18 protein-coding genes are annotated in these 21,067 nt (G+C 50.7%); 11 read left to right on the plus strand and 7 right to left on the minus strand.

Going from position 1 to position 21,067, the window contains the following annotated elements:
• Positions 1–13: 13 nt before the first annotated feature.
• Positions 14–604 (minus strand): hypothetical protein, encoded by a 591-nt coding sequence (locus AAC007_RS02165; RefSeq protein WP_339674431.1) that lies wholly within the window; start codon positions 602–604, stop codon positions 14–16.
• A 123-nt stretch (positions 605–727) separates the two neighbouring features.
• On the opposite strand from AAC007_RS02165, the gene AAC007_RS02170 reads away from it, so the two are divergent.
• Positions 728–1,024, plus strand: coding sequence for a DUF1244 domain-containing protein (locus tag AAC007_RS02170; RefSeq protein WP_295877708.1), 297 nt, complete (start codon positions 728–730; stop codon positions 1,022–1,024).
• 21 nt (positions 1,025–1,045) lie between these two features.
• Here the strand turns inward: AAC007_RS02170 and AAC007_RS02175 are convergent, their stop codons facing one another.
• Positions 1,046–1,447: a hypothetical protein gene (locus tag AAC007_RS02175; protein ID WP_295877707.1), complete on the minus strand. Its 402-nt coding sequence runs from the start codon at positions 1,445–1,447 to the stop codon at positions 1,046–1,048.
• Positions 1,448–1,576: 129 nt separating this feature from the next.
• Here AAC007_RS02175 and dinB point away from each other — a divergent pair, with 129 nt between their 5' ends.
• Positions 1,577–2,662 carry a DNA polymerase IV gene (gene dinB, locus AAC007_RS02180; RefSeq protein ID WP_296436748.1) on the plus strand — a complete coding sequence of 362 codons (1,086 nt, stop codon included), beginning with the start codon at positions 1,577–1,579 and terminating at the stop codon, positions 2,660–2,662.
• 86 nt (positions 2,663–2,748) lie between these two features.
• On the opposite strand, the gene AAC007_RS02185 is transcribed toward dinB, so the two are convergent.
• From AAC007_RS02185 to gcvP, 3 genes are all read right to left on the minus strand, one after another.
• Positions 2,749–4,062, minus strand: coding sequence for an OmpA family protein (locus AAC007_RS02185; protein ID WP_296436747.1), 1,314 nt, complete (start codon positions 4,060–4,062; stop codon positions 2,749–2,751).
• Positions 4,063–4,131: 69 nt separating this feature from the next.
• The gene (locus tag AAC007_RS02190) at positions 4,132–6,828 is read right to left on the minus strand and encodes a hypothetical protein (RefSeq protein ID WP_339674432.1); all 2,697 of its coding nucleotides are present in this window, start codon (positions 6,826–6,828) and stop codon (positions 4,132–4,134) included.
• Positions 6,829–7,066: 238 nt separating this feature from the next.
• Positions 7,067–9,943, minus strand: a complete 2,877-nt coding sequence (gcvP, locus tag AAC007_RS02195) for an aminomethyl-transferring glycine dehydrogenase (protein WP_296436649.1) — start codon at positions 9,941–9,943, stop codon at positions 7,067–7,069.
• Positions 9,944–10,328: 385 nt separating this feature from the next.
• Between gcvP and AAC007_RS02200 the strand changes: the two genes are divergently transcribed.
• The 4 genes from AAC007_RS02200 (at position 10,329) to AAC007_RS02215 (ending at position 13,308) form a co-directional block, all read left to right on the plus strand.
• Positions 10,329–11,402 carry a peptidoglycan-binding domain-containing protein gene (locus AAC007_RS02200; protein ID WP_339674454.1) on the plus strand — a complete coding sequence of 358 codons (1,074 nt, stop codon included), beginning with the start codon at positions 10,329–10,331 and terminating at the stop codon, positions 11,400–11,402.
• Positions 11,403–11,474: 72 nt separating this feature from the next.
• Positions 11,475–12,056 carry a uracil-DNA glycosylase family protein gene (locus tag AAC007_RS02205; RefSeq protein WP_339674433.1) on the plus strand — a complete coding sequence of 194 codons (582 nt, stop codon included), beginning with the start codon at positions 11,475–11,477 and terminating at the stop codon, positions 12,054–12,056.
• Positions 12,053–12,655: an NUDIX hydrolase gene (locus tag AAC007_RS02210; RefSeq protein WP_339674434.1), complete on the plus strand. Its 603-nt coding sequence runs from the start codon at positions 12,053–12,055 to the stop codon at positions 12,653–12,655. Before AAC007_RS02205 ends, AAC007_RS02210 begins: the two co-directional genes overlap by 4 nt.
• A gap of 56 nt (positions 12,656–12,711) precedes the next feature.
• The gene (locus AAC007_RS02215) at positions 12,712–13,308 is read left to right on the plus strand and encodes a DUF1134 domain-containing protein (RefSeq protein WP_219044817.1); all 597 of its coding nucleotides are present in this window, start codon (positions 12,712–12,714) and stop codon (positions 13,306–13,308) included.
• A 56-nt stretch (positions 13,309–13,364) separates the two neighbouring features.
• Here the strand turns inward: AAC007_RS02215 and AAC007_RS02220 are convergent, their stop codons facing one another.
• Together AAC007_RS02220 and greB are read right to left on the minus strand one after the other, a co-directional pair.
• Positions 13,365–14,660, minus strand: coding sequence for an alpha/beta hydrolase (locus tag AAC007_RS02220; protein WP_339674436.1), 1,296 nt, complete (start codon positions 14,658–14,660; stop codon positions 13,365–13,367).
• Positions 14,661–14,769: 109 nt separating this feature from the next.
• Entirely contained in the window at positions 14,770–15,282 is a 513-nt protein-coding gene (gene greB, locus AAC007_RS02225) for a transcription elongation factor GreB (RefSeq protein WP_339674437.1), read from the minus strand.
• A gap of 79 nt (positions 15,283–15,361) precedes the next feature.
• Between greB and AAC007_RS02230 the strand changes: the two genes are divergently transcribed.
• The 5 genes from AAC007_RS02230 to csrA all read left to right on the plus strand — a co-directional run bounded on the left by AAC007_RS02230 (position 15,362) and on the right by csrA (position 20,860).
• Positions 15,362–16,195 (plus strand): M23 family metallopeptidase, encoded by an 834-nt coding sequence (locus tag AAC007_RS02230; protein ID WP_339674438.1) that lies wholly within the window; start codon positions 15,362–15,364, stop codon positions 16,193–16,195.
• A 75-nt stretch (positions 16,196–16,270) separates the two neighbouring features.
• Positions 16,271–16,456 carry a Trm112 family protein gene (locus AAC007_RS02235; protein ID WP_219044813.1) on the plus strand — a complete coding sequence of 62 codons (186 nt, stop codon included), beginning with the start codon at positions 16,271–16,273 and terminating at the stop codon, positions 16,454–16,456.
• A gap of 183 nt (positions 16,457–16,639) precedes the next feature.
• Complete coding sequence (alaS, locus tag AAC007_RS02240) at positions 16,640–19,261, plus strand: alanine--tRNA ligase (protein ID WP_339674439.1); 2,622 nt, start codon at positions 16,640–16,642, stop codon at positions 19,259–19,261.
• Between the two features lie 111 nt (positions 19,262–19,372).
• Entirely contained in the window at positions 19,373–20,602 is a 1,230-nt protein-coding gene (locus AAC007_RS02245) for an aspartate kinase (RefSeq protein ID WP_339674440.1), read from the plus strand.
• A gap of 78 nt (positions 20,603–20,680) precedes the next feature.
• A complete protein-coding gene (csrA, locus tag AAC007_RS02250) occupies positions 20,681–20,860 on the plus strand; it encodes a carbon storage regulator CsrA (RefSeq protein WP_103685796.1) in 180 nt (59 codons plus the stop codon).
• The last annotated feature ends 207 nt before the right edge of the window (positions 20,861–21,067 follow it).

Raw genomic sequence — 21,067 nt, forward strand, 5'->3', positions numbered from 1 at the left:
TTAATCGCGAAATTTAGCTACTTTTGGTGGCGGCTTTTGCTGCGGGGGCCTTTTTAGCTGCGGCTTTCTTAGCGGGCGCTTTTTTAACAGCAACCTTTTTCGCTGGTGCTTTCTTGGCCGGAGCTTTTTTCACTGGAGCTTTTTTGGCAGCGGCCTTCTTCACCGGTGCCTTTTTAGCTGCGGCTTTTTTGGGGGCCGCCTTTGTTTTGCTATCGAAACTTTTCGCGGCATCTTGTGCTGCCTTTGCTAACGCTTTGGCACGTTGATAGTCGCTCTTTAGTTCAGCCAGTTGGTTTTTCGCCATAATCATGACGGCTTTGGCATCTAGCTCGAGCTCTTTCGCGCCATTTACTGCTGAGTGGGCCCGATCTACTTGTTTCTGAATTCGACTGTCCATTTTGGCTTTGGCTTTTTTCTGTAAATCACCAAGCTTTTCTTGTTCGGATTTTAATTTTTCACGGGCGCGTTCGGCTTGAGCTTTTGCCTTGTCGATTGCTTTATTGGCATCGGCCATTAAGCGATCTCGCAGCTGTTCAACCTTGGATTCTAGAGATTCAATTTCCTTGCGGATCAATGCAACGGGATCCATTTTCTTATTTGTCATATCAGCGAGCCTCGGTAAACGTATTTATGATGATTAATCGACGAACTTCACTACTTGTAACAGTCATAACATAGCAAACTTTGCGATAATACACAGTGAAACTTTGATATATGGAGATGAACGATGGATAAAGTACAAACTGATGCGATAGAAGCGGCGGTATTTCGGCGTCTGTTGGCACATTTGGACGAGCGCAAGGACGTTCAAAATATTGATCTGATGAATCTAGCCGGTTTTTGCCGCAACTGCCTATCGAAATGGTATGTCGCTGCTGCAGAGCAAGAATCTATGAGTATCGATTACGAAGCGGCGCGAGAGCGTGTGTATGGTATGCCTTATTCTCAGTGGAAGACTGAATTTCAGCAAGAAGCTAGTGCGGAACAATTGGCTGGTTTTGTTAATAAGAGCCCCGATAAATAAGTTTATTATCGGGGGAGGCTATTAAAGACCACCGTTGGGAATAAAGCGATTGTCGGTATTGTTGCGAATCCATAGGAGCATATCACGGTCCAGTTTTTCACCCCGCTTACGCAGTACTTTAGTTAGCCATATCGCCGGGGACTCTTTGCCGGCATCCCAGCCGCTAATGAGTTTTTCTGCGCGGGTAAAAAAGCGTATCAGCGCTAGAATATCGTCATTGCTAAGTTCTACCGCTGCCTGTTGCCACTGATCTTGGCTCACTCGCATAAACACGCCATAGCGTTGCTGTTCTTCATCGGTAAACGGCGCAGGCAATTCTTCTAGGCGGTCTTCGCGGCTAATCGCAATGCAGCGTTGCAGCCATTGTAAATCTATTGAGAGTGCGCTTTTTTCATTCTCGGGTGTCCAACTGCCAATTGCCATTTTCAACGATCCAGATTGCCAACAATGCCGCTAGTATAGCGCATAATCACGGGTGACTTCCGTGATGGTATTTGCTATTTTACTGTGCTTTTATACAGCTATAAGTGCGTGTGTAATGGGTGGTGGTTTTTGCGTAAAATTATTCACTGCGACTGCGATTGCTTTTATGCTTCGGTGGAGTTGCGAGATGACCCCAGCTTAAAAGGTCGTCCAGTTGCCGTTGGCGGAGCGGCAGAGCGCCGAGGCGTAGTCGCCACTTGTAACTATGAAGCGCGAGCATTCGGTATTCATTCTGCGATGCCAACTGCCAGCGCCTTGCGACGCTGCCCAGATTTGATCGTTCTCACACCCCGCATGGACAAGTACCGCGAAGTTGCTTTACAAATACGTGCCATTTTTAGCCGATATACCGAGCAAATTGAACCCCTATCCTTAGACGAAGCTTACTTGGATGTGAGCGATTGTGATGCGTTTCAGGGCAGTGCAACGCGCATTGCGGAGGCGATACGTCAACAGGTTCGTGACGAGGTTGGGATCACGATTTCGGCGGGGGTGGCTCCGAACAAGTTTTTAGCCAAAGTGGCCAGTGATTGGGATAAGCCGGATGGACTAACGGTGATAACGCCCTCGCAGGTTGATGAGTTTGTACTGAGCTTGCCCGTAAAAAAAATTCACGGTGTGGGAAAGGTCATGTCAGCTCGGATGGCGGCAGAGGCCATTTTTTCTTGTGCCGATCTACGACAAAAATCCTTGGATGAGTTGCTTGGCTTGTTCGGTAAATTTGGCCATCAGTTGTTCGATTATGCCCGAGGTATTGATGAGCGCGCAGTAAAGCCGCATCGAGAGCGAAAATCGCTCAGTGTCGAAACAACCTTTGCGCAGGATGTTGTCGGAGTCGACGCGGCGAAGAGCCGAGTCGCTCCGCTATTACTTGAGCTTGAAACAAGACTGCTCCGGCTTGGCGACAAGAAATTTAGTGGTGCTTTTGTAAAGTTAAAATCTGATGACTTTCGCCAAACGACAATTGATAGGCGATATGAGGGCGACTTAACGAGTGTGCTATTTGAACAATTACTCGAGGAAGCCTGGGTTAGGATGGCGTCGCCTTTGCGCCTGATTGGCATCGGAGTGCGCTTTGCGAGTAATGAAGAGAGTGCTAATTCAATTGAGGGCGTTGCAGAGCAACAGCTGGATTTATTTACTGATATTGAGTAGCTAGGTTGAATTAAGGCGTGTCGAGCTAAGAAATTAGGGGCGTAAAAAAGGGCGGTAAAAACCGCCCTTTTTACAGTCTATTAGCCTTATTTGTTCGGGCTGATAACCTGTAGCTCAACGCGACGATTGCGCTCACGGCCTTCGTCAGTGTTGTTGTCAGCTACTGGCTTACTTTCACCGTAGCCTTTCGCTGTTTGACGCGAAGGTGAAATGCCTTGGGTAGCCAAGTAATTCACCACTGACTGCGCGCGCTCTTGCGACAGTTTCTGATTATAAGCATCACTGCCGACAGAGTCGGTGTGGCCCATAATTATAATACTGACGTCAGGTTCGTTTGCGAGTGATTCCGCGACCTTGCGTAGAATGGTTTGTGAATCCAGCATCAAGCGCGATTTATTGAACTCAAAATGCACGCCAGTCAGCTCAACGGTTTGTGAAATAACACAGCCGCGTGAGTTCACTTTCAAACCAGGCAGTGTGCCAGGACATTGATCGATCTTATCTGGTACGCCGTCGCCGTCGCTATCCAATGGGCAGCCTTGCGCATTTACAGGCACGCCGCGTGGGGTGTTCGGGCACTGGTCAATATCGTTTGGTACGCCGTCACCATCGTCGTCAATAGAGCAACCATTTACGTTAACTCGTGCACCTGGTGGTGTATTGGGGCACTGGTCACGGAAGTTTGGTATGCCGTCATTGTCGCTATCGAGTGGGCAGCCGGTAGAATCAACCGGTGTGCCACGCGGTGTATTTGGGCATTTGTCTAAACGGTCTGGCACGCCATCGCCGTCAGAGTCATAGTTATAGGGCAGTGGTTTGTCGCCAAACGGCACTGATATACCAATTAATAATGCGTAGGTATAGAAGTTGTCGTCATCTGGAAATAACGGTGCTTGACGTTTAATAGAGTCTAGCTGGTAGCGCACCTCGCCGCGTATGGCGACAGTATCCAGTTCATAAGTAAAACCGGCGATCGCGTCACTACCGTAGTCTGATTGACTGGCCGTAATGCCCGGTGCTTCGTACTCAACTTCATGGTATGTCAGGCCAATACCTAAATAGGGCTGAACTGGATCGGCATCTAACATGAACGCGCCGCGCGGGAAGTATAGTAAGTCTACGCCACCAGCGGTACGACTATAGGTGTCGTTTTTGGAGTTTTTAAACTCACCGTAGTTAATGTGAGTATCGAACATAACGTAGGAGCTAATTGGCTTACCAATACCAATTTTGCCTTCATTCCCTGAATCGAAGTCACTTTGATCGGCGATTGTAGAACCTAGCATGCCGTGCATGCGCCAGCGGTTATCAAACACGGAGTCTTCGTCGTTTATATCGGCTAGCACCGGTGTAGAGAGTGCGGTTGCGGCTACTATCAGCGCAAGAGTACGCAAGTTCATTTAGTATTCTCCTAGAATAACTACTCAATGGCAAAGCGCGACCCGTAGGCCGCGCTTCTTCCTTTTATATTACGGTGCTAAACCGTCGAAAAGATTAGTGCATTCATCAAAGGTGATATTGCCAAACTCCGAGAACGCCTCCTGATCAAGGCCGAGGATGCCGCCGAGTAGGGTGCCGACCACAGAGGTAACAGGGTCTAGCAAGCAGGCGTCAACAACATCAACCAGTGCACCAAGACCAGGTACGGGGTCTGAGCCACCCAATAGCAAACTGGTGAGTGTACCAAGGCCCACGCCTAAGTCGGGTGCGTCTGGGCTGAGCCCAGTGAAATTACCGGTTATTAGCGCTTCTATAATTGCCTCGGCGGGGATGACCCCTCCGTCATCATTACTGATTAGGGTGGCTAGCAATGGATCAGCTACAAGGCTTACCCCATAGATAACTGGCAGTAAAATCCCTGGAGTCTCGAAGCCTGCGCCTGGAATTGAGCCCAAAGTAAGGACGGGCTCAAGTATTTCACATAGGTCGTTTGAGAAGTTAAACAGGTCGTCGTCAGTGACCGGCAGTACAAGTATTGTTGAGCCGTCCACCGACTTAGTTGGTGGGACATCATTAGTGGTATCGACTTCCGCTTGAACGCACACGGTGCTAAGGCGAAGCAGGCCATTTGCTTTTAAGCGACCTTTCTTGTTTTCGTCGAAACTGGCAGCGGCGGTGGCCGGCGTGAGCACGGCGCCACCTGTTGCGTCGGTAATGTCCTGAAGAGGCACCGCGTCAATAACGGCTGTTTGGCAACCTGCGGGGTCTTGATAGTCACCACTCCAGAAGCCCGGTATAGCTGAAAATCGGACTTTGCTCTCATTGGTAACCCGAACAAGTTTAGATTCAGCGCTATTGGGATCGTCTAGCCACGCTTGGGGCGTGGTTTCGTTGCCGCCGCCGATATCCTCAAACAGTGCGTAGGCTTCGAACTGCTGTCCGCCACGTACAAATTGCTCACCGTCTTCAAGAGTTGTAATTAAGTCATCGCGGCCGACGCAAGCAAATTCGTCGACTTTAAGCGTTTCAGGCTCATTGTCATTGGGGACCATGAACATGCGCAATTCTTTGAACTCGCCTGGATCAACGGCATTAATAATGCGCTGTACACTAAATGGCTCATCACCGCCTGTGTAAGTTAGCGTTAGGTCGAAATCGCCTGCAATTGCGTTTTCTTGCGCGGTGAGGGTGGTGTTTACGGTGTTGTCTGGTACGGGTAGTGCGGTGACGGGATTGCTAAAGGTCCATTTAACTAGCCCGTTGGGGCAGGCTTCAAATGCACCGACGTCTTTGAATTTACAGAGTGCGCGGTATTCAATGCCGTCCAAGAAACTATTTATATACAGTGTATCTGGGCCGTTAGTGTCGTTGTTTTGGCCATCAATACGCTCAATTTTTAAACCTTCAACACGGGCGCTAACTAAGTTTAGCTCAAGGGTGTCGGTGAGCTCTGGTACATTGTTACCGAAGTTGCCTTTCACAACACTTTTTAGCGCGTCGCCTCCAAGTGCTTTCAGTTGCTCATAAGTTTGGCGGTCTACGGTGGTGGCAAAGCCTCCAACCGAGTCTAGCTTGGGCGCGCCGTCTTGGCTGCTGTAAATTAGATCGCCGCTCTCGATGCTCCAGACATCACGACTATCGTCGCTGCATTGGAATCGTAGGATAGTTTTTTCAGGGTTATTTTGGTCATTGAAAGTTTTACGCCCTACCAACTGTAAGCGTTGTTCTGCCGGCACGGATATGGCGGCCGAGTTTAGGCCTTTACAGCTGCTGATTAAACCTTCATTAAGGACACCATCGTCGCCACAGGCTTCAGGGCCAGGGTTTATTACAGCGCAGATGTCTACTTTAGTGAAGGTAGCTGGTTTTAGCTTGACCTCTAGCTCACGAACGCCATTGCCGTCGGGCGTTGCACCATCGCAACCGCCGACTGCTTTATCAACGGCAAATAGTTTCACTGTACGCTCGGTGTTATTGCCGTTGGAGCTAAATGGGTTAATGAAGGTGACCGGTACGGAAGCGTTTTTGGCCACTGGCTGCTGCTGCGAAACAGTAGCTAAGTTAGTATTGAGGCTACAAATGTAAACCGTATCCGTTATGTTCTCTGGTGTTGGTGCATTAGTAAAGTACTGAACTAATTTGTAGTTTTCGACTTTGCTATCGCCGGTAAGTGGATCGAGAAGGATTTCTGGTTTACCAACGATTTTTGGAGAGCCATCGGCGATTGGGGGTACAATTGTGAACGACAAAGGGGCATTACTAGCGGTGTAGGTCTTGCCTGATTGAGTAAAGGTGGCTGTGACGGTAGCATTTATTGTTGCGTCATTAGTGCTCATCTGCACGCGATTCAGAATATCCTGAACTTTGCCATCTCTTCCGGCGTTTCTGAATTTTGGGGAGCCGTCAGTATTGACATCAAGCTCTGCTTTTTTAGGAGAGCCAAGATTCGAGCTTAGCTGCCAATTAACTTGATCGGTTATTACTAGCTCAGGACCCACATTTTTTTCGATGCCGTCGGTGCGAAGGGCGAGCATTCGTACTGAAATCCTACTACCGTTGCCTGTGCCCGGTAGCGTGGAAATATTATCTACAAACTCCATGCGTAAGGTAGTTGGGTCAATGGTGAGTCCTGGACGGTCTGGACTGCGGGCATCGCCACCGCCACCGCAGGCAACGAGTAAGCTCGCTGCAAGTGTCAACGATAAGGCTAAAATTTTCGTTTTCATTTATTCCCCTCCGGGAGAGTCAAGCTGAAACACAATCGCGAAAAATAGTGAAACTTATTCTGTACGTAGTTTCACGGATGTTATTACTAAAAACAACACAATGTGCGGTTAAGCCGCCATGTTAGAGCTAAAAGTGTGAAAATTTCTGTGATCTAGTCATGAAAAAAAGCTTTTGCCCTAAAAAAGGCAGCAAAAATCGATGCTTAGAAACAGTTATGCCCTCAAGGAGGGCATGATTTTAGTCTTGGAGATAGCTTTCTATAGGTGGGCAAGAGCAAATTAAATTGCGGTCACCGAATACGTTGTCGATTCGGTTGACGCTAGGCCAATATTTGCTGTCCCGCAAGCTGGCAACAGGGAAGCCTGCTTCTTCACGTGAGTAGGGGCGATCCCAGTCAGCAATGATATCGACCAGGGTGTGCGGTGCATTCACTAAGGGATTGTTATCTGCCGGTAATTGTCCGCTCTCAACGCGGCCAGCTTCGCGGCGGATGTGAATCATCGCTTCGCAGAAGCGATCCAATTCCATTTTAGATTCACTTTCGGTTGGCTCAATCATCAAGGTGCCGGGCACAGGAAAGGACATGGTGGGGGCGTGGAAGCCGTAGTCCATTAAGCGCTTGGCGATATCCTCTTCACTGATGCCAGTGCTTTCTTTGAGAGGACGTAAATCGATAATACATTCGTGGGCAACACGACCATTGCGTCCGGTGTAAAGCACGGGGTAGTGCTCGTTCAGGCGGGTGGCAATGTAGTTGGCGTTGAGAATGGCAATTTGGGTGGCTTTCTTTAAACCCGCTGCACCCATTAGGGAAATGTATGTCCATGAGATTGGCAGAATACCGGCGCTGCCATAGGTCGCGGCTGATACCGTGTCGTTTTCCTGCTCTAAACCCTCGACCGGGAAGACCGGGTGGTTTGGTAAAAACGGTGCCAGGTGCGCTTTAACGCCGATGGGCCCCATGCCGGGGCCACCGCCGCCGTGGGGGATACAGAAGGTTTTGTGCAAATTAAGGTGCGATACGTCGGCGCCGAATTCGCCTGGCGCGGCAAGCCCAACCAAAGCGTTCATATTGGCGCCGTCGACATAAACTTGGCCACCGTATTGGTGGGTGATGTCGCAAATCTCGCGGATGCCTTCTTCAAAAACGCCGTGGGTTGATGGGTAGGTCACCATCAGGGCCGACAGTTGATCTGCGTGGCGTTCGGCTTTCTGGCGCAGATCTTCAATATCGACATTGCCAAGTTCGTCACAGCCGACAATAACAACGCGCATACCGGCCATCGCCGCAGAGGCGGGGTTGGTGCCGTGTGCTGAGCTGGGAATCAGGCAGATGTCGCGGGCGCTGTCGCCGCGGCTTTCATGGTAACGCTTGATCGCGAGTAGGCCGGCGTACTCGCCTTGTGAGCCGGCGTTGGGCTGCATTGAAAATTTGTCGTAGCCGGTGCAGGCCATGAGCTGCTGTTCGAGCTCGTCTATCAATTGCAGATAACCGCCGACTTGGCTGCGCGGCGCAAAGGGGTGCATATTGCCAAACTCTGGCCACGTGATCGGAATCATTTCTGTGGTGGCGTTGAGCTTCATGGTGCAAGAGCCCAGTGCAATCATCGAGTGATTCAGCGCGATGTCTTTGCGTTCCAGGCGGTTCATATAGCGCAGCATTTCCGTCTCAGAGCGGTGCTGATGAAACACGGGGTGTTGAAGAAACTTACTTTTTCGCTGCAAGCTTGCTGGAATGCCGGGGGTGTCTTCCAGGCTTTGGTCAATCGTGTCTACCGATGGTATCGCTTTGTCGCCGCCAAAAATCTGCCATAAACGTTCTATGTCGTTAGTCGTGGTGGTTTCGTCGAAACTAACGCCTAGGTGGTCTGCACCGCGTCGCAAATTAAGTAATGCGGCCTCGGCTTGGTCGGCAATGGTATTGGTTTTGTCGCCGGTATGAGTTGAGACGGTATCGAAAAACGCGGTATTGCTCGTGTAACCGAGTTGCGCCATGCCAGCGGCAAAGATCCCCGTCATACGGTTGATGCGCAGGGCGATGGTTTTCAGTCCCTCGGGGCCGTGATAGATGGCGTAGAACACCGCCATAATGGCGAGCAGGGCTTGCGAGGTACAAATATTGGACGTGGCTTTTTCGCGGCGAATATGTTGTTCGCGAGTTTGCATTGCCATTCGCAGCGCCTTGTTTCCGCGGCTGTCGACAGATACGCCGATAATGCGTCCAGGAATGGAGCGCTTGAAACTGTCACGGGTTGCGAAGAATGCGGCGTGAGGGCCGCCGAATCCCATCGGCACACCGAAGCGTTGTGCACTTCCGACCACAATATCAGCACCTTGCTCGCCGGGTGGTGTGAGCAGAATCAAGCTCATAATATCGGCGGCGACAACGGTCATCGCGTCTTGGGTCTTAGCTTGATTGGCAATGTCTGTTAAGTCAGAGACGGTTCCATCGCTTGCGGGGTATTGCAACAATACGCCAAAGCAGGGGGTGTTGGCGAGCTCGCTTGCGGCGTCGCCCACAACAATATCAAGCCCCAAAGGAAGTGCGCGGGTTTTTAATACGGCGATAGTTTGCGAGTGGCAGCTCTTATCGATAAAAAATACGTTGCTTTTGTTTTTGCGTGCAGATCGTTTGCACATGGCCATCGCTTCAGCTGCAGCGGTCGCTTCGTCTAGCAATGAGGCGTTGGCGAGTTCCAAACCAGTGAGGTCGATGACCATTTGCTGAAAGTTAAGCAGAGCTTCTAAGCGACCTTGGGCGATTTCTGGCTGATAGGGCGTGTAGGCTGTGTACCAGCCTGGGTTTTCTAGCACATTGCGTAAAATAACGGGCGGCGTAATGGTGCCGTGGTATCCCGCGCCAATAAAAGAGCGCGCGATTTGGTTTTTTGCGGCGATTGCGCGCAATTTACTGAGTGTTACAGTTTCGCTTTGCGGGGCGGGCAGCGGCATATCGCCCCGTAAAATCGACGCCGGCACGGTTTGTTGGATCAGCTCATCGAGTGATTTGGCGCCAACTGCGTGTAGCATCGCGGCAGTTTGGCTGTCGTCTGGGCCAATGTGGCGGGTCAGAAAGTCATCATTTTGCGAGAGAGCGCTGAGATTTTGGGTCATTCTTTGAGTTGCCTGCGTGGTCTGAAGTGCGGCCGCCATTAAACCATATTGAGGCTTTCTTTTCCTTGGCAATTTTCCGCGATCAGCTCAGTTCTTCGCTGCTGATAGCGACACATTCACGATACAAATTGGCATATTCACATCTGCTATATGCTGAGCAAATTTGGCGCAATTCCACTTTGGCCGCCGAGATTCAAAAACCAGTAAAACACGGAATGATTTAGTGTGCCTTAGTCGTTGAAAATAATAGGATTTAGTGGGTTTAGGCTCTCGATATATTTAGCTTTCGCGTTATAAGATGATGCGATCTAACATCATTATTAAGAGGCTTGCGGTGGTTTTGGCTAGACAGGGCAGTACACCAATAAAATGGTGCAGGCTAGTGATGCGAGTTGTTGCAGTGCTGGGCATATTGGGATCTGGTGCTTGCTCATCACTTTCGTCACCAATAGTCGGCCAATTAGCCACTGAGCCCAGCCCGAAGGAGGAGCGTATTTCCTCTTTGGAGGCCTCGCTGGCGGACGCCTTGATCGAAATTGAGAAGATGAAGGCGCGAGCGCCCAGTGTTGATGGCAGCGATATCCTCCCCGCGATTCCCCCTGACGCAGAAACTGGACGTTGCTATGCAAAGTTAATGGCGCCGCCGGTATATGTAGACCGCATTGAGCGCCGTTTGGTAAAAGAGGCCAGCGAGCGCAAGGAGCTTATTCCCGCTGAGTTGGAATGGGTAGATGAAAAGGTATTAGTCAGCGAGGCCCATGTCCGTCTTACCGTTGTGCCCGCAACGTATAAATGGCAGGAAGAGCGGACGCTGGTGTTACCTCCCAGGAGTACGCAGGTGTTGGTGAGTCCGGCGCGCTATGATGTTGTCATTGAAGAGGTGATTGAAACGCCAGAAGAATGGGTATGGCAGGTAGGCCGAGGCGATATCGAAAAAATTGATGAGGAAAGTGGCGAGATTGTTCATCAAGTGCGCATCCCCGCGCGGTATCGGCAAATCAAGAAACAGGTGCTTGTTGAGCCAGCTAAATACCGCAAGACGACTGAACCTGGTGTTTATGAAACGCTGCGTAAAAAGGTAGTTGATGTTCCCGAGCACACCATAGAGGAACGGGTGCCAGCCAAATATAAAACCGTAAAAACGCAGCGGGTACGCCAAGCTGAGAGGGAGGTTACCCATCAGGTAGCGCCGGTGTATAAAGATTACGCCTATCGTGAGAAGGTCAGTGATGCGCGATTGGCGTGGCGTATGGTGCCGTGCGAGCGTGAGATGAGCAAAGAGCTCGGCTATAAAGTGCAGCGGGCTTTGCGTAAATTGGATTACGACACCGGTGGTTTAGATGGCGTATTTGGCAAGCACACACTGGCGGCTATCCATGATTTTCAAAAGAAAAAGGGCTTGGCGACGGGGCGTTTATCCTCAGAAACTCTGTCTGCTTTAGGTATAACTGACGAGTAAACCCGTCTTTTTAGCTGAATTAAAATAACACTGGGCTTGCCGCCATCAAATTAGGCAGCGCACAATACCGGCATGGAAACCTTACCTGCCCTATTGTCCGCTGTCCGCGGTTGCCAACTTTGTGCGGAATATTTGCCGCTTGGGCCGCGCCCCATTGTCATTGCGAATGCGTCTGCGCGATTACTTATTATCGGTCAGGCACCGGGGATGCGTGTTCATGAGAGTGGTATTCCATGGAATGACCCCTCAGGCGATAGATTGCGACAGTGGCTCGCGATTGACCGCGATCAGTTCTACAGCGATACGCGCTTGGCGATTATGCCGATGGGGTTTTGCTACCCTGGCAAAGGACGGTCCGGTGATTTACCACCCCGTAAAGAGTGCGCTCCGCAATGGCATGCGCGTTTGCTTGCGCAGATGCCGGCGGTCGACTTGGTCTTGCTCATTGGTCAGTATGCACAAAATTATTATCTGCAAGATAATTTTAAAAATCTAACTGATCGGGTGCAAAATTATCCTCCTAACAGTAAGTTTTTCCCTCTTCCTCATCCTTCGCCGCGCAACCAAATGTGGTTGCGACGCAACCCATGGTTTGAGTGCGATGTACTGCCTCGACTTCGCGAGCGAATAGCGCCACTACTGGAGACAATATGACCAAAAAACTGGGCCCTTGGCAGCAAGTTAGTCGCCAAGTCGTTTATGAAAACCCCTGGCTTAGACTAGAGCACCACGAGGTTAAGACCCCTGCCGGCACCGATGGAATTTACGGCAAAATTTGTTTTCAGAGTGTAGCGGTAGGCGTGATTCCTATTGATGACGAGGGGAATACGTTTTTAGTAAAGCAGTACCGCTATACATTGGAAGAAGATAGCTGGGAAATTCCAGAAGGGGGTTGTCCATTAGGTAGCTCGCCGCTGCTCACGGCATCTAGAGAATTGGCTGAAGAAACCGGCTTAAGCGCAAAGCGCTGGGCAAAATTAATGGATTTGCACACCTCGAATTCGGTCACCGATGAGCGAGCAGAGGTGTTCTTGGCGATGGAACTAGTGCAGGGTGATGCCGATTTAGAGGCGAGCGAACACGACATTGAGGTCTGTCGGTTACCGCTGGGGGAAGCTATTGCGATGGCGTTGGATGGCCGAATTACCGACGCCATTAGCGTATCGGCCCTATTGAAATTACAGATATTGTTGCACAGCGAGGCAGGTGATTCGCGGCAAGTCTTTACGTCGCTCAGCGAGGAGTTTTTGTAAATTGTGCTATAAATATACAATACACGGATAAGTGGGAATTAACGGTGGAGAATGAAATGCGATTTTTAAATGCGAAATTTCAGTACCTGATACGTAGCTTTATGTTCATTGTGGCGATGAGCTCAGTGTCTGTTCTAGCTGACGATCATGCGAGCAAAACCAAGTCCACAGAAGGTTTTACCAAGGAGCAGGTATTAGAAAAGGCAGATGGCTTCTTTGGTGAAACCACTGCTGGCTTGGCTAAGGCAATTGAGAAGGTGTTTGCTGAGCAGGGCAGTCCTAATGCCATTATTGCGGGCGAAGAGGTGTCTGCAGCCTTAGGTGTTGGTGTGCGTTATGGACAGGGCGAGGTGCAGCTATACAGTGGCGACGTGCTGCCGATTTTTTGGCAAGGGCCGTCGCTTGGTTTTGATATGGGTGCTAACGCATCTAAGGTCTTTACGCTGGTTTACAATTTGACCGATATGACGCAATTAATGCAGCGTATCCCCGGCGTTGATGGCAGTTTTTATGTGGTCGCGGGTGTTGGTGTGAACTATCAAAAAAATGGTGATCTCGTTCTGGCGCCAATTAGAACTGGTGTCGGTTTGCGAGCGGGTGCCAGCGTCGGCTATGTTCACTACAGCGATAAAAAGTCGTGGATACCGTTTTGATCTAATTAAGTGGCAATAAAAAGGGGAGCAGTGCTCCCCTTTTTATTGTGCGGTTTTTAAGTCTGATCTTCGAGTTGCTCTGTTTCTACCGGCTCTTCGTCAACAGCGGGTGAGGTGGTTTTATTTTCTAAGTGGCGGCGATAGAGCTCGTTTAAATATCCCGTTAAATGGTTCACAACAATCTGTGTGCGCAGTGATATCGCTAATTCAAATGCGTGCTGTGCGTCGGGTAATTCGGCAAAGCTCACAGCTTGATTCGACACTTCTTTCAGCGCGCTATATAGGACGCGCGATTCTTCTACCGGCACCAGCGTGTCGGCCTCGCCGTGAATAATTAAGAATGGCGGAGCATCTTTGTGCACCCAGTACAGAGGGGAGGCTTGGCGCCACAACTCCGGCGATTCCGCGCGCGTCTTTTTCAGCACCTTGGCAGAAACCCACTGACTTAAAGATTCACTGCTGCGTTGACCTTGGCTATTTAAAAAGTCGTAAACTCCGTAGAACGGTATACAGCCTTGCACCGTGGTATCGGCGCTTTCAAATCCGGGTTGGAATTCCGGCGCGTTGGCACTCAGTGCAAGTAGGCTGGATAAATGGCCGCCTGCGGAGCCGCCGGTCGCAATTACAAAGTCGGGGTTGCCGCCGTATTCGCCGATGTTTTCTTTGATCCAGTGCAGGGCGCGCTTGCAGTCGATAATGTGTTCGGGGAATGTTGATCCTGGGCTAAGGCGGTATTCAACCGCGACACAGACCCAGCCATTGGCAGCCATTTGCGTCATAAGCGGCAAGGCCTGTTCGTTCTTGCTCCCCATGTTTTCCAGCCACGCACCACCGTGCATCTGGAATAGCACGGGCGCGTTTTGGGGAGCGTCGTCTCTTTGATAAATATCGACTCGCAGTGAGCGACCGTTTACCCGGGAGTATTCAATATTTTTGTGACGTTTTACGTTTGCCAACTTGTATGAAAAGGGCTTGGCGAGGCGCTTCGCGTCGGGTTCTATCAGCAGCGAGCTAGATGTGTCCAGTGTTTGCTCCGGCCCTAATTGCAGTGCATAGCGAACGGCTTGAGCCATGATGGGGTCGGCGCGCTGGGCTCTAAAGTAAAAGACGGCGATGGCGGTCCAGCTGCAGAGCGCAATGGCAAGGCCCAGTGCATCGCTTAGGCCGCTGAGCTCGCCGAGCATGATAATGATGAGTGTTAAGCCGACTTCAATGGCGATTACGTGCAGGGCGAGTTCGCCCGTTATGTAGCCAAGGATAAAGCTTAATATGCCCAAAAATTCGGGTTTAGATTTGTGGGGGTGGTAGACATTCCACGCCGTCCAAGCCCAGATAAGTGATAGCAGCAACATAGTGTGTTCTCTATTGGATGGAGATTTAGTGCGACCATAATAGGTCATGCGTATGGCGATCTCTACTGCCGACTGAGTGGCAGTCCTTATACCAAGACGCGTCTTAGCTTTATAAAGCTGCGGTCTCATTGTATCGAATAGCCGTGATGTAATAGCTCTGTTGACCTTTTGGGGTGGTGACAATGACCTCGTCATCTAGTCGTTTACCTAACATCGCCTTCGCAAGTGGTGAGTCCATCGATAATTTGCGCAGACTTAAGTCAAATTCATCGGGACCGACGATACGATATTCACTCTCTTCGCCGCTGTCGTTTTCAATGGTGACCCACGCGCCAAAATAGACTTTGTTTTGGTCGCTGGGTATGTGGCTGACCACGTTCAGCTCTTCTAGGCGCTTAGTGAGAAAGCGCACGCGACTGTCAATTTCACGGAGACGGCGTTTGCCGTAAATATAATCACCGTTCTCTGAACGATCGCCGTTCTTTGCCGCTTCGTGTACGGTGGCGGTGACCGTTGGGCGCTCTACTTTCCAGAGTTGACGAACTTCATCGCGCAAGGCTTTTTCACCCTCGGGGGTGATATAGCAGGCGCCTTTGGGGCTTGGGGGGCGGTAGCGAGTCATTGTTAGTGGCGTCGGCGGTGTATTTAAGGAATCATAGCGCGGTATGGTAGCGCAGCGATCGTGATTAAAGGATAGCGGAATGATGAAAAAGTGGTTTGCGGCAAGTGTTCTCTCATTAGCTTTGGCGCCGATGTCCTACGGTGGAGAGCTTGAGCTGAACGGTAGCCTGGAACAGGGCGGCTTGATTTGGGCGACGGTTGAGCTTGGGAGCACGGTTAGCCTGGACGGTAAGTCTGTACCGGTGGCCGATAACGGGTTGTTCGTGGCGGGCTTTGATCGTGACGCTAAACCAAGTGCTGCCCTAAAGGTATGCAACCCAGCGGGCGCCTGCGAAAACCAGGTACTTAGCATTGCGCAGCGCAGCTATGATATTCAACGCGTTAATGGCGTGCCCCAGCAAACCGTTACGCCGCCGGCCAGTGTGCTGGAGCGAATTAGGCGTGAAGGGGCGTTGGTGAGTGCGGCGCGCAGTCAATTCTCTACGCGACAAGATTTTGTTAAAGAGTTTACGTGGCCGCTATTGGGGCCGATCACGGGTGTATTCGGCAGTCAGCGTGTCTATAATGGCAGCCCTGGTCGTCCTCACTACGGCTTAGATATTGCCGCGCCGACTGGCACCAGAGTGTCGGCACCCATCGATGGCGTCGTGACCTTGGCCTACCCAGATATGTTTTATTCTGGCGGCACCTTGATTATCGATCACGGTTTGGGTGTATCGTCGACCTTTATTCACCTGAGTAAAATTCTCGTGGAAGAAGGCCAAGTGGTGCAGCAGGGTGATGCTATTGCGGAGGTCGGTGCGACCGGGCGAGCGACTGGGCCGCATTTAGACTGGCGAATAAATTGGGCAGATCGACGCCTTGATCCCGCCTTAATTATAGGGCCGATGCCGCAGCAGCAAGGGGCAGAATAGCTGTGTTGCCAGCTTGGGCTTTGCGACGAGCTGCACTAAACCTGAAATCAATGAATTTTGAGTGTATAAAAACCAATGATTGATAAGAAACTATTAGAAATACTGGTCTGTCCCGTTAGCAAGGCGCCGCTGGATTACGACGAGCAGCGCAATGAATTAGTGTGCCGTGCAAGCGGTTTAGCATACCCCATTCGCGATGGTATTCCGGTGATGTTGGAGTCTGAGGCGCGAGTTTTAAGCACGGATGAAAAACTCGGCTAGTCTAAATTCTCTGCCAGTGTAGATGCGTCGCACGGCCAAGCTGTGCGCACGCTGTGAACAAGATACAAATACCCGTTATTTCGATATACTTGGCGTTTTTTCGCCGCAGATCCATCTGTGGCGCGTGGCTGTTATGCAATTTTTGCCAGCCACCTAAAATGCCCACGGAGTGAGAAAGTTTCAATGAAAAGCGCCGCCATTCGCGAAGCCTTTATTCAATATTTTGAAGGCAAAGGACATACCCACGTTGCCAGTAGTTCACTTGTGCCGGGTAATGATCCGACCTTGCTGTTTACCAATGCGGGGATGGTGCAATTCAAAGATGCCTTTCTTGGGCGCGAAAAACGCAATTATGTTCGGGCAGTAAGTTCCCAGCGCTGTGTGCGCGCGGGTGGTAAACACAATGATTTAGAGAATGTCGGTTACACCGCCCGTCACCATACCTTCTTTGAGATGCTGGGTAATTTCAGCTTTGGCGATTACTTTAAACACGACGCGATTACTTTTGCGTGGGAGTTTTTGACCTCGCCAGCATGGATGGGTATTCCCGCTGAAAAACTGTGGGTTACTGTGTACGCCGACGATGACGAGGCGTATCAGATTTGGAATGAGCAAATCGGTGTTCCCGCCGAGCGGATGGTACGTATCGGCGACAATAAGGGCGAAAAGTACGCCTCAGACAATTTTTGGTCGATGGGTGATACCGGCCCCTGTGGCCCCTGTACTGAAATTTTTTACGACCACGGTGAAGACGTGTTCGGCGGCCCGCCGGGCAGCCCCGATGAAGATGGCGATCGCTATATAGAAATCTGGAATAATGTGTTTATGCAGTTTAACCGCGACGCTGATGGCACGATGGCGCCGCTGCCTGCGCCCTCGGTGGACACCGGCATGGGCTTAGAGCGTATCTCTGCCGTAATGCAACACGTGCACAGCAATTACGAAATTGACTTGTTTCAAAACCTGATCGCGGCAACCGCTGCTGTGTTAAATGTGGCCGATCTTGAACATACCTCACTACGCGTGATCGCTGACCATATTCGCTCCTGTGCCTTTTTGGTGTCGGATGGTGTTATGCCGTCTAATGAAGGTCGCGGTTACGTACTGCGCCGGATTATTCGCCGCGCGGCCCGTCACGGTAACAAGCTCGGCGCTAACGCGGCGTTTTTCCACAAATTAGTCGCGCCACTGGCCGCCGAAATGGGTGAGGCCTACCCGGAGTTAATTACTCGGCAGGCACAAATAGAGAAAGTATTGCTGCAAGAAGAAGAGCAATTCGCTAAGACCCTCGAGCAGGGTATGAAAATTCTCGAGCAAGATTTACAGGATTTAAGTAGCAGCCAAATTCCCGGTGATACCGTTTTCCGTCTTTATGATACCTATGGCTTCCCGGTTGATCTCACCGCTGATATTGCCCGTGAAAAGGGCCTGAGTGTGGACCTTGATGGCTTTGAGTCGGCCATGGAAGCGCAGCGTAGCCGCGCTCGTTCGGCCTCCAATTTCAAAGTCGATTTGAGCGACGAATTGGCACTAGACGGTGAAACCACCTTCTCTGGTTATCAAGACTTGGCCGGCGACGCCCCAGTACTGGCGATTTTGCGCGACGGTCAACGTGTGAGTTCGCTGAAAGAAGGTGATGAGGGGATTATCATTTTAGAGCGCACCCCGTTCTATGGTGAATCCGGCGGTCAAGCTGGTGATACAGGCTATTTGACGGCGGATGGCGTGCGCTTTGAAGTGCGTGACACACACAAGTCAGGTGGTCACCATTTGCATCACGGCGTGGTCTTGAGCGGTGTTATCGCTGAAGGCGAAACCTTGCAGGCGACGGTTGATAGTGACGTTCGTCAAGCGACGGCCCTAAATCATTCGGCCACCCATTTATTGCACGCGGCCTTGCGCCAAGTCCTGGGCGAGCATGTTAGCCAGAAAGGGTCTTTAGTTGACTCGCAGCGACTGCGCTTTGACTTCTCCCATTTTGAGGCGGTCACCAAACAGCAACTCGCTGAAATCGAGGGCTTGGTAAATCAGCAGATTCGCTTAAATACCGAAGTTAAAACCGAAGTGATGGACATGGAAAGTGCCGGTAAGCGAGGCGCTATGATGCTTTTCGGTGAAAAATATGGCGATAGCGTGCGGGTTCTTAGCATGGGTGGCGATTTCTCTATCGAGCTTTGCGGTGGTACCCATGTTCAGCGCAGCGGCGATATTGGCGTGATGCGTATTACCGCTGAATCAGGCATTGCGGCTGGCGTTCGCCGTATAGAGGCAGTGACTGGCGCTGCGGCGCTGGCGGCATTTGACAGCGCAGAAAACGAATTGAGCCAATTGGCCGGCCTGTTAAAAACGGGTCGCGACAAGCTTGGCGACAAAGTCCAGCAGCTGCTTTCTCAGCAAAAGCAGTTGGAAAAAGAGTTAAGTGCGCTAAAAGGCAAGTTGGCCAGCTCCGCCGGAAATGACCTAATGAGTCTGGTTGAGGAAATTAATGGCATTAAAGTATTGGCGACCAAGCTCGACGGCGCCGATGCCAAATCTCTGCGCGACACAGCAGATCAGCTGAAGAACAAGATGGGTTCAGGTGTTTTATTGTTGGCGGCGGACGAGGGCGACAAGGTGTCTTTGGTTGCCGGCGTGACAAAAGACCTTACCGGTCGTTTTAAAGCCGGAGATATTATGAAGCTTGCCGCTGAAGCGGTGGGTGGCAAGGGCGGTGGTCGCCCCGATATGGCCCAGGGGGGTGGAACAGACAGTGCGTCGATACCCGCGGCGCTGCTGGCGGTGCGGGAATATTGTCTTGCAAAATAGCGGCTGGCTACGTAAATCACGTATAGCCGGCACTGAGCCATTTCCTTTAAATTTGATCTGGTGTTTAATGAGCGCCCTCTGCGGCGGGTGTTCATTAAGTAGAAGCGAATCATGAGTCTGATAGTTCAAAAATTTGGTGGTACCTCGGTCGGGACAGTCGAGCGTATAAAAGCGGTAGCTCAGAAGGTGGCGGGCTTTCGCGAACAGGGACACGATATCATTGTTGTGGTGTCGGCAATGAGTGGCGAGACCAATCGACTGATCGAATTGGCTAAGGCCATGCAGACAACGCCGACTCCCCGTGAATTAGATGTGCTGGTGTCGACTGGCGAACAGGTGACCATTTCCCTGTTGTGTATGGCCTTGCATGATCTGGGGCAGGGTGCAAAGTCGTATACCGGTACGCAGGTGCGAATCCTGACTGACGAAGCGCATACCAAAGCGCGGATTCGGGATATCGATGATGTCAAAATCAGAGAAGACCTAGCGGCGGGTAATGTCGTTGTTGTTGCGGGTTTTCAGGGTGTAGATGAGAACGGGAATATCACGACCTTAGGTCGCGGTGGCTCAGATACAACCGGTGTTGCCTTGGCTGCGGCATTGAAAGCAGACGAGTGCCAGATTTATACGGATGTTGATGGGGTGTATACCACTGACCCTCGGGTGGTGAGTAAAGCGCGTCGACTAGATCGTATTACCTTTGAAGAAATGCTGGAAATGGCCAGCTTGGGATCGAAGGTATTGCAAATTCGCTCTGTGGAGTTTGCGGGTAAATACAATGTACCGTTACGGGTACTTCACGCTTTCCAGGACGGTCCCGGTACATTGATTAGCTTAGAGGAACAATCAGATATGGAAAACCCGGCAATTTCGGGTATTGCTTTCACCCGCGATGAAGCAAAGATTACCGTGTTAGGTGTACCAGACACCCCGGGCTTGGCCTATCAGATACTCGGCCCAGTCAGCGATGCAAATATTGAAGTCGATGTAATTGTTCAGAACGTAGCAGAAGACAACACCACAGACCTTACTTTTACGGTAAGTCGTGGCGATATGGCAAAGGCTGAAGCCATTGTGCGCAATCTGGTGAAACAAACAGGTGCGCGAGAAGTCAAAACCGATGACAAGATTGCCAAAGTGTCTTTGGTTGGCGTAGGAATGCGCTCCCATGCTGGTATTGCCAGCAAAATGTTTAAAACTCTGGCAGAGGAGTCAATCAACATTCAGTTGATCACAACATCTGAAATAAAAATTTCGGTGGTGGTTGATGAAAAATATTTGGAGCTAGCCGTTCGGTCGCTGCACACAGCGTTTGATTTGGATTCGGAGCCCACTATTTAATCTAAATCGCTTGAGCTCTAGGTTGTCGAAGGATTGGCAGTAGAGTGAAGCAGTGGGCTCTTACAAGGAGATGCCAAAATGTTAATTTTAACTCGTCGTATTGGTGAGACTTTAATGGTTGGTGATGAAGTCACTGTCACTGTACTCGGTGTAAAAGGCAACCAAGTTCGTTTGGGTGTTAATGCACCGAAAGATATCGCTGTTCATCGCGAAGAAATCTACGATCGCATTCAAACAGAGAAAGACGGCAACAAGTAAAACGCCGAAAAATAGGCTCTAGGTCTTTGCTTATTTTCTCAGTGTGGTATCATGCCGCCCGATTCGTTAAACAGCGCTATGTGCTGATTAACACTCTACTTTTTGGATAATTGCACAATCGGAATTACCAAGCAGAGAGATATCCCGGAGAGGTGGCCGAGTGGCTGAAGGCGCTCCCCTGCTAAGGGAGTATGCGGTTAATCCTGC

This window comes from uncultured Zhongshania sp., assembly GCF_963975605.1.
Lineage (GTDB): Bacteria > Pseudomonadota > Gammaproteobacteria > Pseudomonadales > Spongiibacteraceae > Spongiibacter > Spongiibacter aquimaris.

Excerpts from the sequence above, each read along its gene's own strand:
- alaS (WP_339674439.1), top strand. The coding sequence starts at position 16,640 with ATGAAAAGCGCCGCCATTCGCGAAGCCTTTATTCAATATTTTGAAGGC.
- AAC007_RS02245 (WP_339674440.1), top strand. The coding sequence starts at position 19,373 with ATGAGTCTGATAGTTCAAAAATTTGGTGGTACCTCGGTCGGGACAGTC.
- AAC007_RS02200 (WP_339674454.1), top strand. The coding sequence starts at position 10,329 with ATGCGAGTTGTTGCAGTGCTGGGCATATTGGGATCTGGTGCTTGCTCA.
- greB (WP_339674437.1), bottom strand. The coding sequence starts at position 15,282 with ATGACTCGCTACCGCCCCCCAAGCCCCAAAGGCGCCTGCTATATCACC.
- AAC007_RS02215 (WP_219044817.1), top strand. The coding sequence starts at position 12,712 with ATGCGATTTTTAAATGCGAAATTTCAGTACCTGATACGTAGCTTTATG.
- csrA (WP_103685796.1), top strand. The coding sequence starts at position 20,681 with ATGTTAATTTTAACTCGTCGTATTGGTGAGACTTTAATGGTTGGTGAT.
- AAC007_RS02175 (WP_295877707.1), bottom strand. The coding sequence starts at position 1,447 with ATGGCAATTGGCAGTTGGACACCCGAGAATGAAAAAAGCGCACTCTCA.
- AAC007_RS02220 (WP_339674436.1), bottom strand. The coding sequence starts at position 14,660 with ATGTTGCTGCTATCACTTATCTGGGCTTGGACGGCGTGGAATGTCTAC.
- gcvP (WP_296436649.1), bottom strand. The coding sequence starts at position 9,943 with ATGACCCAAAATCTCAGCGCTCTCTCGCAAAATGATGACTTTCTGACC.
- AAC007_RS02165 (WP_339674431.1), bottom strand. The coding sequence starts at position 604 with ATGACAAATAAGAAAATGGATCCCGTTGCATTGATCCGCAAGGAAATT.
- AAC007_RS02170 (WP_295877708.1), top strand. The coding sequence starts at position 728 with ATGGATAAAGTACAAACTGATGCGATAGAAGCGGCGGTATTTCGGCGT.
- AAC007_RS02190 (WP_339674432.1), bottom strand. The coding sequence starts at position 6,828 with ATGAAAACGAAAATTTTAGCCTTATCGTTGACACTTGCAGCGAGCTTA.
- AAC007_RS02235 (WP_219044813.1), top strand. The coding sequence starts at position 16,271 with ATGATTGATAAGAAACTATTAGAAATACTGGTCTGTCCCGTTAGCAAG.
- AAC007_RS02210 (WP_339674434.1), top strand. The coding sequence starts at position 12,053 with ATGACCAAAAAACTGGGCCCTTGGCAGCAAGTTAGTCGCCAAGTCGTT.
- AAC007_RS02185 (WP_296436747.1), bottom strand. The coding sequence starts at position 4,062 with ATGAACTTGCGTACTCTTGCGCTGATAGTAGCCGCAACCGCACTCTCT.
- AAC007_RS02205 (WP_339674433.1), top strand. The coding sequence starts at position 11,475 with ATGGAAACCTTACCTGCCCTATTGTCCGCTGTCCGCGGTTGCCAACTT.
- AAC007_RS02230 (WP_339674438.1), top strand. The coding sequence starts at position 15,362 with ATGATGAAAAAGTGGTTTGCGGCAAGTGTTCTCTCATTAGCTTTGGCG.